Genomic DNA, 12,574 nt, shown 5'->3' with positions numbered 1-12,574 from the left:
CGCTGCCCCAGTTTTGCTCAGCCATACCAGGCCAAACCAGGCATTACATATCATCCGCCTTTGCTTTTTTGCTCCAACCTGGTTGCGCATAGACGCCCAGACCTGTGTACTACTATTCATCTCGTCAAGAATAAAGACACGGGCAAATTATTGTATTGCTCATTATGAAAAATAAAATTTTAGGACTGTTTTCGCTCCCAGAAAGGGACTTGTTACGCGATCTTGTCTATCGGCGTCTCTGGACCTCGATACTGATCAGCTCGTTTGGTGCCCAGGTCACCATGCTGGCCCTGCCGCTGACTGCCGCCCTGTTACTGCACGCCAGTGCCACCCAGATGGGCATGCTGACCTTCATGGAGATCCTGCCCTTTGTCTTGCTGTCTCTGCCTTCAGGTGTATGGCTGGACAGGGTGCGCAAGCTGCCAGTGTATGTAGTTGGCGAAATAATGATATCCATTTCGGTCGCCAGTGTGCCTGTGGCCTGGTGGCTGGGTTATCTCAACATGACCTGGCTGTATGTAGTCGGCTTCATGATTGGTGTAGTAAATACCACTGCTGGCACAGCTTCGCAAATCGTGCTGACACAGATCGTGCCACGAGACCGCCTGGTGGAAGCACATGCAAAGAATGCACTGGCAACCTCAGGTGCAGAAGTTGCAGGCCCCGCCACGGCTGGTGCATTGATCAAGTTGCTGGGTGCACCGATAGCCTTGCTGGCTGATGCCATTCTTTTACTGACATCCGCTGTGATCTTGCGAGGCATTCATGTCAATGAAGTCAGGGAGCCACGTGCAGATGCACACTTCTGGCGTGACTTGAAGGCAGGCCTGTCTTTTGTCGCCAATAAACCTCTGCTGATCGCGCTGGCCTTGACAGTAGGTGGCTGGCAGCTTTGCTATAACGCGGCGTTGGTGGTGCAAATCCTGTTTGCCACGCGTGAATTGGGTTTGTCTGAACAGGCAGTTGGTCTCAGCTATATGGGTATGGGTGTGGGCACCATTATCGCCAGCGTATATGGCAGCCGCATCAGCCGCACTATTGGGCCGGGTCCGTGCATGGTGCTGGGCGTGGCAGTCTGTGGTCTGGGCTGGGGTTTGCTGGCCTTGGCACCGACCAATAACTGGGGTATCGCTGCATTTGGTTTCATGCTGATGTGTTTCTCCATAGGCGGCGTACTGATCTTTATCAACTTCCTGGCCTTGCGTCAGGCAGTCACGCCAGAAGCCATGCTGGGCCGCATGACCAGCACCATGCGCTGGCTGATACTGATACCGGCAGGCCCTGGCGCCTTGATCGGTGGCTGGCTGGGTGAGCATATGGGCTTACGTTATGCCCTGGGTTTTGCCGGTGGCGCAGCCCTGCTGCTGGCAATACTTGCAGCAAAAAACCCTATCATCCGCGGCATTACAGCCTTGCCACGCCTGAGTAAACAAGAGGAGATGCAACAAGTTTAAGGATGGCATTGCAAACAGGCTGAAAAAAGCGTGATAATGCGCGGACATTTATGTTTTTTCATCGATCCCCCTCAGGTGACAGAGGGGGATTGTTTATTCGCCACGCTGAAAATGGAGCACCCTCTTATTCAGCCTTTTTGACAACAATAGGTAGACCAATGCCAACAGAAATGTCAACGCCCGCTGCCAAGCCGGGCTCAGGGTTCAAGCCGTATATCCCGGCCTCAGCCCACCTTCCCGAAATGACCGCAAGAGCCCTGATCATGGGTGTATTACTTGGCATGGTTTTCGGTGCATCGTCCCTGTATCTGGTACTCAAGGTCGGTTTGACCGTCAGCGCCTCGATCCCGGTAGCGGTGATCGCCATCACTCTGTTCCGCCTGGGTAATAAACTGGGCGCGAAAGATGCGACCATCCTGGAAAACAGTATTACCCAGACCGCAGGTTCGGCTGGTGAATCCCTGGCCTTTGGCCTTGGCGTGACCATGCCAGCCATCCTGATCCTGGGTTTTGACCTGGAAATTTCCCGCGTCATGCTGGTTGGCTGCCTCGGTGGCTTGCTGGGTATTTTGCTCATGATCCCCATGCGCAGAACCATGATCGTGGAAAAGCACGATGAGCTGAAATACCCTGAAGGCACGGCCTGTGCCGAGGTCTTGAAGGCAGCAGCGACTGATTCTTCCCGTGAAGCTGCCGGTGAAAAGAACAATCCAAATGCAGCAGACGATGCCAGCAAACGTGCTGCGATTATCTTTGGCGGCTTTGGCATCGGCCTCTTGTACAAGATCGCCAACGTCGCTCTCAAAGGCTGGAAAGATACGCCGGAAGTTGTATTCGGTGCACCACTCAAAGGTGGCTCGCTGGGTGCAGAAGTATCCCCTGAATTGCTGGGTGTAGGCTATATCATCGGCCCGCGCATTGCCGCCGTGATGGCAGCCGGTGGTGTCATGTCTTACCTCTTGCTAATACCAATGATCAAGTTCTTTGGTGATGCCTTGAGTGTGCCTCTGGCCCCAGGAACCAAGCTCATCAGTGAAATGAGTTCACATGATGTGCGTGGCGCTTATATTCTGTACATCGGCGCTGGTGCAGTTGCTGCTGGCGGCCTGATCAGCCTGATGCGTGCCATGCCCACTATCTGGCGCAGCCTGTCGGCTGGTTTATCCGGCCTGGGCAAAGGTGCTGCAGCAGCTACTGCGCCATTGCGTACTGATCAGGATATCCCGATGAAGTGGGTCGTCATCGGTGCGCTGGCCATTATTGCTGTCATTACATTTGCGACGCCGCTGCACATGAATTTCCTGGGTGCCTTGCTGATCCTGGTGTTCGGCTTCCTGTTTGCGACTGTCTCTTCACGTTTGACTGGCGAAATTGGTTCTTCATCCAACCCCATCTCTGGCATGACAGTAGCAACCCTGCTGTTCACTTGCCTGATATTCCTGATCATGGGCTGGACTGGTGGTCAATACTATGTGACGGCCCTGTCTGTCGGTGCGATCGTCTGTATCGCTTCCAGCAACGCGGGTACCACCTCACAGGATTTGAAAACCGGTTACATCGTTGGTTCCACACCGCGTTTGCAACAGTATGCAATCCTGGCAGGTGCCCTGTCTTCTGCCCTGATCCTTGGCCCTATCCTGTTGAAATTGAATGACTCCGGTACTGTGTATGTCCCGGCAGCACAGGTTGCCCCTGCTCTGCAGACAGATGCATCGAAACTGACTGACACTGCACAACTGCAAGGCCCGCAAGCTGATACAGATAAAGGCACATACAAGGTCTGGCACAAGAATGACAATGTCGGCGGCCCTGCCGGTAAATACTTCGTTGATAATGCAGGCAAGGCAGTCTATCTGGTCGATCCCGGTATCAATGGTGCTTACAACAAACGCCCTGACGGTACTGAAGTCAAGAAATACGATGCGCCGAAAGCTGTGCTGATGTCTTACATCATCAAGGGTATCCTGGACAGACAACTGCCCTGGACCCTGGTCTTGTTTGGCGTGATGATTGCGCTGGTACTTGAAATGGCAGGCATCCCATCGCTGGCCTTCGCGGTGGGCGTGTATTTGCCACTATCATCCTCGGCCCCACTGTTTGTTGGCGGCATGATACGCTGGGCAGTAGATCGTCGTAACAATAAGCTGGAACACAACAAGCATCTCAGTGAAGAAGAGAAACAGGCAGCTGGCGACCGCAGCTCTGGTGTCTTGCTATCATCTGGCTATATTGCCGGCGGTGCGCTGGCTGGTATCGTCATTGCCTTCACGGCAGGTATCCTGACCGATTTTGACAAGAAAATTGGTGACTGGGCGACAGCAAACAATCCCTTCTTTGACGGTGTCAATGCCAATGCCTTGTCCATGATCCCCTACGCGTTGATCATCATTGCGCTGTATTGGGTTGCGCGGGAAAAGAAAACTTCCTGACGCCAAGAGTTGAGATCTGAAAGGCTTGATTGCTTGAAACAATCAAGCCTTTTTATTTTGCCTGCGGCAGAATGATCGAGACCAAGTACAATATCCGAAATAATTTACCGGAAATAACCATGTCTGCACCTCAAGCCGCCGTCGATTGCAAAAACCAACCCGTCGTTCTGGGTGATATCGTCCGCGTAGTCAATCTAGACAAAAGATTTATCAAGAGTTTCCCTGAAGATGAACGCATCCTCATAGAATCGATGATAGGTCAGTTTTTCAAGGTCATTGCGATTGATGAAGAAGGCGCACCTTGTGTCGTGCGTGAATGGCATGACGAACGCGGCATCCTGCAAACCCATGTGATTGCACTGGATGCAGAAGATATGGAAAAGATTTAAACATCAGAATGACCTGAAAACAAAAAGCAGCCCAGGCTGCTTTTTTGTCTTCATACATAAAGATCAGAGTTTGTTAGAACGTGTTTACGATCTGTAGCGAGCGTCAGCGGGGTGAAGAGCAGCGCAAAAAGCGGAATGTACTTAAGTACATGAGCATTTTGAGCAGCACATGAGCCCCGATCACGCTCGCGCAGTAAGAACCTGTTCGAGATCTTTTTTGATCACCCGCGCCGCAAGAGCAAAGTGAGAAATGCCAAATTAACGAATTGCAAGCTGGTATTCAATTGTCGCTCACAGTTTTTCCAAAGGCGATGGCATTTCTCAAGCCAGGCAAAAGAGCGTTCCACCACCCACCGCTGAGGCATGACACTAAAGGTGTGGAGTTCATTGCGCTTGGCAACTTGTACAGACGCCCCCAGAATTTGATGGACACCCTCAGCAAAAGGGCGTCCCGTATAACCACCATCGACGAGCACGCTGGCAACCTTGCCCAAGGAATGCTTGTGCTGCTCAAACGCTTCCAGTGCTCCCTTTCTATCCGTGATGTCGGCTGTTGTCACGGCAATGGCATGAGGTAGCCCCTCTGTGTCAACGGCAATATGGCGCTTGATTCCTGATATTTTCTTCCCTGCATCGTAGCCTTTGTGTTTTGCCGTATCCGTGTTTTTGACACTCTGGGCGTCAACAATCAAAAAGGTGCTGTGTACGTTCCGACCATGTTTGGTACGGGCCGCGCCAACCTGATTTTTTTAAAGCCTGCTCCAGCAGGCTTAACTCACTTCCAACGGCTTCTCTTTCCATTGCTTAAAGTACGTGTACACCGTACTTTTAGGAGGAAAGTCGCTCGGTATCATGTCCCACTGGCAGCCACTTTTTAACACGTACAATACCGCGCAAAAAACATCATATAAATCCACTTGGCGCGGCTTGGTTTTCTTGCGTGCGCTCAGCAGAATATCTTCTATCTTCGCAAACTGTTCTCTACTGATGTCGCTTGGGTAGGCTTTTCTCATCACCTAAGTTTACGCAATATTCCTTTTGTTTACAATAAGATCTCGAACAGCCTCTAAGATCGCAAGCACGTTCTTAGCGGATATAGTCAAACAGAGACAAACCAGATGTCTTAACAAATGATTGCTGCGCTGCCTGCAAGGTAGTTTGTTGCTGATTGAGTTCAGTAATCGCCTTGGCATAATCCAGGTCCAGCAAGGCAGACAAATCCTGTTTGAAAGCGACGCCCTTGGCATCACCCTCACTATCAAGGTCATCAATCTCTTTCAGGCTGGTGCCCAGTTGCGCACGCACGGTCAATACATTATTCAAAGACTTGTCGATATTGTTATTGCCTTGTGTCAGCGCTGCAGTCAAATCTTTTTTTGCTGCCGCCGTACCCGCAGGCGTGTTCAAGGCATTGATGATATCGGTGACAGTTTCAAAGATATTTTGATTGCCTGGTTGTATTGAAAACTTGTCGTTTGGGCCAGGCGCAGCAACTGGTGGGCCACCCGCGTTGGTGACATTCAAATCTATACCATCAAAGGTAACCGTTGCGCCACTGACATACGGGGTCAATGGAACCACCACATTACCTGTGGTTTTATTTGTCACAGTAAATGAAGTACCCAGATTATCAAAAGCCACTTCGTAATTATTACCCGTCAGATTCGCTGAGGTAGGGGTGTTGATCGTCGCCGCAGCGACTGCAGTGCCTACATTGGACGGATTAGACTGCACATTGAACTGGCCAGTCGAGGTACGGATATTCTGGAAAATATCAATGCCAGGGCTACTGAGCGGTATTTGCCTTGATGTGTCTGCCTGGATAAAGCGCTGCCCCTGATCCCCATTATAAACAGCGCTACCCGCTGTCTTGGTATAAGGCGCAGTAGTGGTATTGAAACCTGAAAACAAGTAATTACCCGTGCCATCAGTGGCATTTGCCTGACCAAATAATTGATCAAGATTGCCTTGCAATTGCTGAGCGATAAATCCACGATCGGTATCGTTGTAAGAACCATTGCCTGCCTGCACAATCAGCGCCTTGATATTGTGCAAGGTATCAGTGACGTTGCTGAGCGTACTCTCAGCAATGCTGAGATTATTCTTGGCAGCTTGCCTATTCGTCGCAAACTGGGTATTTAGAGAATCTGACTGGGAAATAACCAGCGCACGTGCAGAGGCAATCGGATCATCTTCCGGTGTCAACACACGACGGCCAGCAGCGATTTGCTGTTGGGTCTTGTTCAAACCGTACTGCAGATCGCTAATATTGGAACCGCCAGTTTGATAAATAGTGCTGGTACTGATACGCATAATAACCTCTATCTGCCCAACGCCAATAAGGAGTCAAACAATGTACTTGCAATTTGCATCAACTTGCCTGCCGCCTGATATGCCTGTTGATAGCGCAATAAGTTGGCAGCTTCTTCATCAAGGTTCACACCTGATTCAGTTTGCTGGGCAGTGATATTTTGCGCCAGCAATTTTGTTTCTGAAGCACTGGTAATTTGCAACTCATGCGCCTTGTTACCCACAAGGCTGACGAACTGGGCATACCCCCCCTGGAAGGTGGTCGTGCCACCGCCAATGGTGTTTTGCGTTTGCAGATTACTCAGCAATACCGCATTACGGTTATCACCAGAACCATTGGTATTCGGCGCGACATTGAACACATCACCGTTGGCAGGATTACCCGATATCGAGAAACTGATGCCGTTATAACTGATCGTGGAACCAGACGTATAGGGCACCGCCGTGCCGGCCGGGTAAGTTGTAGCAACACCGGCATTGGTCACCGTGACATTCGCAGTCGCCGGGAAGCCAGTGAGGGTATTGCCAGCGGAATTAAATGTCAACGTGCTCGGTGCTACTGGTAGCGCCTTGGATATGGTAAACACATCACCATTGGAAGGCGGAGCAGCGCCGTCCTTGATCGAAAAACTGACACCACTAAAGCTGACCGCAGCGCCGCTGGTATACGGCACGGTTGCTGGAGGCGGATATGTCGTCGTAACAGCACCGACTTTGACAGATACTGTGGCACCGGCAGGGAAGCCAGTAATATTACCGCCCGAATACGTTAGATTAACTGGTGTGACCAGGCTGGTGCCAAGAAAAGAATCGTCCGTTGTTGCCGAGCCTATCGTGGCCGTGGCAGAGTTGCTGCTGGAGGCAGCCTGGGAATTGGCAACACCAACACTGATCTTGCCGTTACCAGTATTGGTCGTCGGGAAAGATGTCGTCAAAGGTGCCGCCGCAGCCAGTTTGGCCGGGTCCTGGATAGCTACCGCAATACTGGCGCCCCCCGCTATGGTAGGTCTGATCAGAAACTCATCGCCCGCTGCCGGAGCCGCTGCTGCCGGTGGCGGTGCAAGCTGAAAATTAATACCATCAAACTTCAAAGGCAAAGTTGCCGAAGACTGTGTTGCCCCATCTGACAAGCGGGTAATTTTATAATTGCCGCCGATAAATTGCAGACGATAGTCACTGGTCGTTAATGCAGAAGTATCGGTGATGCTTGCATTGATACCCGCTGTCGAAGTATTGAGCGCACTTGGTGTTGTTACAGGACCAGAAATTGTAAAGAAATCGCCACCGACCTGGCCGTTCAAATCCAGCCCCAGCTTTTGCTGGTCATTGAATTGCGTGGCGAGGCCAATTGCTATCCTGCCCAAGCTATTTTTTGCCACGTCCAGGGTGCTGGAGCGGAAATCGAATAAACCACCGAGTTTGCCGCCGCCAAAACTGTTTTCAGGTAACAGCACGGAAGAACCATTGACGAGGTAAGAAACTTCAGTGCGGCTGGGATCCGTCAATGACTGGCTGACCTGCAATTGCGTAACATTGCTGCCAAGTACCAGTGGCTGACCATTGCCAATAAAGACATTATATTTTTCACCCTGGGGCACTACGCTGACCTTGGTCAGCTTGCTCAATTCAGTGATGAGTTGATCCCTTTGGTCCAATAAATCATTAGGCCCACTGGCACTATTTGAAATACCCTTGGCTCTTTCTATGGTGTCATTCAAACTGGCTATTTGTGAAGCATAGCTATTGATGGCACCGACAGTCGTACCAATTTGCCCATTGACGTCGTCAGTGATCTGGTCGAGACGCGTTTCCAAACCATTGATGCGGCCAGCCAGCGCTTGTGCTGACGACAATGCGGCCTGGCGCGCAGCAGCGCCAGCCGTGCCATTAGGGCTGGCAGCCAGATTCTGGAAAGCCTTGAAAAAATCTTGCAGAGCTGGTGTCACACCTGCAGTAGGGTCTGCCACCAGGTTATTGATCTGGCTGATCTGGCTGTAATACACATCAGCCTGATTTTTTGTTGATTGAGAAGCATTGACCTGACCAGCCAGGAAAGAATTGTATTGGCGCTGTATCTGCGTAACCGACACACCTTGCCCGATAAATGAGCCGCCCAGATTCTGCGGTTCATTCGCCGCTTGCAGGATAGTTTGACGGTTATAGCCAGGAGTTGATGCATTGGCAATATTATGACCGGTCGTCGCAATGCCCAGCTGCGCCGCAGCCAGTGCCGATTGCCCAATGCCAAATATATTTGAACCCATAATTGAACCTGCTCTTTTGCTAAGTTAGCCACCCAGTACCATCAATCATGTTTTCGGTGCGTTTCGGTAAAACTTTAATCTGATTGCACTTTCACTGGAGACCTATGGTGAAATTACGTAGAAAGGGAGTTTTTGATGATCTTTGTCAGCTTGTTGGCATACTCGGGGTCAGTCGCATAACCGGCTTTTTGCAGACCCTGGGCAAAGCTTGTTGCATCTTTGGCATTAGCCATCACGTTTTCATAACGCGGATTCTTGGTGATCAATTTAGCATAGTCTTTGAATGCATCGGCATAAGTATCGTAAGCCTTGAACTTTTCTACCTTGCGCTGGGCTACGCCATTCACATATTCTGTTGTAACTGCATCAACTGTCTTGCCTTTCCAGCCCTTGGTCGCCTTCATGCCAAAGATATTATGGCTGGTGGAACCATCCACGGTCTTGATTTCACGGCGTCCCCAACCACTTTCCAAAGCAGCCTGGCCCAGCATGAATTTGGCAGGAATACCGGTTTCCTGGCTGGCCTGCTCAGCATGGGCAGACAGTTTTTCCTGGAACTCGCGCACGTGATTTGGTCCAGTAAACGCGGTTTTTGGCGCATTCGCGGGCATTTGCTCGAATTTGAGATTGTCCAGGTAAGTGTTGATACCGCGCATGCTGGCGGGGTTGGCCAGATTGCCGGAACCGGTGGCAGGGTCTGCTTCCAGCGCCAGGTTCATGGCATTATTTGATAACTGCCTGACCAGCACATCTCCCAGGCCCACACCCTTTTTGGCCATGGTCTGCGACAATTGTTGATCCAGCATGGAGGTATACATACGGCTTTGCTCACTTTCAAACAAACCGTCCTGCCCACCTGCCTGACGCATGGATTTCAGCATGACGTTCAAGAACAGTGCCTCAAACTGCTGTGCTGCGCCCTTGATTGCCTCGGGCGAATTATTCCTGGCCGACTGTTTGAGTTCATCCAGCCCCCTGGTGTCAAAGGCTGTTTTATCGCTGAAATCGGTGCGCCCTATCATCACGATTCCTTAGATAATTTCCAGGTCCGCACGCAAGGCACCGGATGCCTTGATGGCCTGCAATATGGCCAGCAGATCTTGCGGTGTCGCACCGATGGCATTGAGGGCCTTGACCACCTCAGCCAGAGATACCCCAGCCTTTAGCATCATCAATTGACCCGCATCTTTCGAGATCGTGACGGTTGAATTAGCCGTAGGTGCTGTTTGTCCGGCTGCCAGTGCATTTGGCTGGCTGACCGTATTGTCAGTATTGATGACGACAGACAGATTCCCATGGGCGACAGCACAGGTTTCCAGCGTCACGGCCTGGTTCATGACGATAGAGCCAGTCCTGGCATTCAAGATAACCTTCGCTGCCATTTGCGCTGGCGTCACATCGATATTTTCCAGATTGCCGAGAAAACTCACGCGTTGATCGGCAGAGACTGGTGCTTTCACCTGTATCACACGACCATCCATGGCTGCTGCCGTGTCCGGGCCAAAGCGGCGGTTGATCGCATCCACCACCCGGCTGGCAGTGGAAAAATCCGAGCTGTTCAACTCCAGTTGTATGGTAGGTCCCTGGGAAACTGAATTGGGTACCGCCCTCTCCACCGTCGCACCACCAGAAATTTTACCGACACTTAGATGATTGACTTGCGCCTTACTGCCGTTTGCCGAAGCACCCACACCACCGACCAGCACATTGCCCTGTGCCATCGCATAAATCTGGTTATCCGCACCTTTTAAAGGAGTCATCAGCAGTGTGCCACCGCGCAGACTTTTTGCGTTACCCATGGACGACACCGTGATATCCAGGGTCTGCCCGGGCTGGGCAAAAGCTGGCAAGGAGGTAGTCACCATGACTGCGGCCACATTCTTTAATTGCAGGCTGGTTCCCACTGGGATGGCGACGCCCAGTTGCTGCATCATGCTGATGATACTCTGCACTGTGAACGGGGTTTGCGTAGTCTGGTCACCACTGCCATCGAGACCAACCACCAGGCCATAGCCAAGCAACTGATTTTGCCGCACGCCCTGTATGCCTGCCAGGTCCTTGATACGCTCTGCCCGACTTTCCGGCGCGATCATGGCAGTCATGACTGCCATGGCAAGTATGGCTGCCCTGATCATTCTGGAGGTGGAAAGTGCGTTCATAAAACTACCCTGAGAGTTTGCTAAAAAATTCGCTATAAAGGAAGGAAGCTAAGGAAAAACCGCGAAAACATCGAACTCATTTCTGTCATATCAATCTTCGATGTGGAGCGATATTCAAATCGCGCATCTGCAACCTGTGTAGAAGCGACGACATTGCCTGCGGCTATCGTGGTGGGGTTGATCACACCAGAAAAACGCACGAACTCTGCCCCTTTATCAAAGGCCAGTTGTTTCTCACCGCTGACCAGCAAATTCCCGTTAGGCAGCACATCGATGACAGTGACGGCAATCGTGCCGGTAAAATTATTACTGGCCGTCTGTGCGCCCTTTTCATCATATTTGGTCGATGAAGAAGTCGCCAGACTGGCCTGTGCCGTGGTCGTTGCCGGCACACCAAATACCGTAGGTGCAGCGAAAGAAGCTGCGCCAGACTTGCTGTTGGACGCAGCAGCAGCTTTGCCCGCAGATGTTTTCTCAACGATGGATATGGTCAGGGTGTCGCCTACCAGACGGGCCCGCGCATCTTCATACAAAGGGCGATAAGTGGCTTGCTGGAAAATTGCACCATTCGCCTGCTTTTGTGGCCTGGCTGATTGCGCCGGAATGGATGTGGGCTGGTGCACGATAGGTGGTGGCGTCATGGCGCAAGCCGTGAGTGCCAGCAATGGCAAGAGCAGGGATAATTTTGTATAGGTCATCATGTGTTCACCCACCAGGATACATCCGCATGGGTGCCAGTTAATTCATTACAGTTGCGACAGTCGTTGCAACATCTGGTCTGAAGTAGTGATCGCCTTGCTGTTGATTTCATAAGCGCGCTGGGTCTGTATCATATTGACCAACTCTTCTGCCACGTTCACGTTCGATGTTTCTACAAAGCTTTGCATCAGCAAGCCAGCGCCATTGGTGCCGGGTGTATTCGTACCCGGATTGCCAGAGGCCGCCGTTTCTACGTACAGATTTTCACCCATCGCCATCAAACCAGCCGGGTTGATGAATGTAGCCAATTGCAGTGAACCGACCTGCACAGGCGCTACCGAACCTGGCTGGGTGACAGAAACCGTACCATCGCGCCCCACCGTAATCGATTGTGCGTTGGCAGGAATAGTAATCGCTGGCTGAATCACAAAACCGCTGGAGGTCACCAACTGCCCCTGATTATCTGTCTGGAAGGAACCGTCACGGGTATAGGCAGTAGAACCATCAGGCAGCAGAACCTGGAAGAATCCCTGCCCCTGAATTGCCACGTCCTTGCTATTACCGGTCTGTTGCAAATTGCCTTGCGTGAAAATCTTTTCTGTTGCAACCGGGCGCACACCAGTACCGAGTTGCAGGCCGGACGGCAATTGCGTCTGCTGCGAGCTTTGCGCGCCGGGCTGGCGAATATTTTGGTACAGCAAATCCTCGAACACGGCACGTGAACGTTTAAAGCCATTGGTGCTGACGTTGGCCAGGTTATTGGATACGACATCCATCTGCGTTTGCTGCGCATCCAGGCCAGTCTTGGCTATCCATAGTGAACGTATCATTGCTTTCCCCTTTTGCCCTGGTTTACTTTGCGTCGCTTTA

At 51.5% G+C, this 12,574-nt stretch carries 9 protein-coding genes and 1 pseudogene; 3 read left to right on the top strand and 7 right to left on the bottom strand.

Annotation, left to right across the window (positions count from 1 at the left end):
- Positions 1-209: 209 nt before the first annotated feature.
- From UNDKW_RS10110 to UNDKW_RS10100, 3 genes are all read left to right on the top strand, one after another.
- Positions 210-1,454 carry an MFS transporter gene (locus UNDKW_RS10110; RefSeq protein WP_232063328.1) on the top strand — a complete coding sequence of 415 codons (1,245 nt, stop codon included), beginning with the start codon at positions 210-212 and terminating at the stop codon, positions 1,452-1,454.
- A 158-nt stretch (positions 1,455-1,612) separates the two neighbouring features.
- Positions 1,613-3,883, top strand: coding sequence for an OPT family oligopeptide transporter (locus UNDKW_RS10105; protein WP_232063327.1), 2,271 nt, complete (start codon positions 1,613-1,615; stop codon positions 3,881-3,883).
- Between the two features lie 119 nt (positions 3,884-4,002).
- Positions 4,003-4,272 carry a hypothetical protein gene (locus UNDKW_RS10100; RefSeq protein WP_162040930.1) on the top strand — a complete coding sequence of 90 codons (270 nt, stop codon included), beginning with the start codon at positions 4,003-4,005 and terminating at the stop codon, positions 4,270-4,272.
- A 221-nt stretch (positions 4,273-4,493) separates the two neighbouring features.
- Here UNDKW_RS10100 and UNDKW_RS10095 read toward each other — a convergent pair.
- The 7 genes and pseudogenes from UNDKW_RS10095 to flgG all read right to left on the bottom strand — a co-directional run bounded on the left by UNDKW_RS10095 (position 4,494) and on the right by flgG (position 12,534).
- A pseudogene (locus UNDKW_RS10095) lies at positions 4,494-5,285 on the bottom strand (IS5 family transposase).
- Between the two features lie 73 nt (positions 5,286-5,358).
- Positions 5,359-6,585, bottom strand: a complete 1,227-nt coding sequence (gene flgL, locus UNDKW_RS10090; RefSeq protein WP_162058579.1) for a flagellar hook-associated protein FlgL — start codon at positions 6,583-6,585, stop codon at positions 5,359-5,361.
- 8 nt (positions 6,586-6,593) lie between these two features.
- Complete coding sequence (gene flgK / locus UNDKW_RS30390; protein ID WP_162058578.1) at positions 6,594-8,846, bottom strand: flagellar hook-associated protein FlgK; 2,253 nt, start codon at positions 8,844-8,846, stop codon at positions 6,594-6,596.
- A 113-nt stretch (positions 8,847-8,959) separates the two neighbouring features.
- Complete coding sequence (gene flgJ / locus UNDKW_RS10080) at positions 8,960-9,868, bottom strand: flagellar assembly peptidoglycan hydrolase FlgJ (RefSeq protein ID WP_162058577.1); 909 nt, start codon at positions 9,866-9,868, stop codon at positions 8,960-8,962.
- Between the two features lie 9 nt (positions 9,869-9,877).
- Positions 9,878-10,981 (bottom strand): flagellar basal body P-ring protein FlgI, encoded by a 1,104-nt coding sequence (locus UNDKW_RS10075; protein ID WP_162061868.1) that lies wholly within the window; start codon positions 10,979-10,981, stop codon positions 9,878-9,880.
- A 56-nt stretch (positions 10,982-11,037) separates the two neighbouring features.
- Positions 11,038-11,706, bottom strand: a complete 669-nt coding sequence (locus UNDKW_RS10070; protein WP_162058576.1) for a flagellar basal body L-ring protein FlgH — start codon at positions 11,704-11,706, stop codon at positions 11,038-11,040.
- A gap of 45 nt (positions 11,707-11,751) precedes the next feature.
- Positions 11,752-12,534 (bottom strand): flagellar basal-body rod protein FlgG, encoded by a 783-nt coding sequence (gene flgG, locus UNDKW_RS10065; RefSeq protein WP_162040926.1) that lies wholly within the window; start codon positions 12,532-12,534, stop codon positions 11,752-11,754.
- Positions 12,535-12,574 lie beyond the last annotated feature (40 nt).

Origin of the sequence: Undibacterium sp. KW1 (assembly GCF_009937955.1) — a bacterium.
GTDB lineage: Bacteria > Pseudomonadota > Gammaproteobacteria > Burkholderiales > Burkholderiaceae_D > Undibacterium.
Note: the sequence above shows the minus strand (reverse complement) of the source record. Positions and strands in the feature narration are given on the sequence as shown.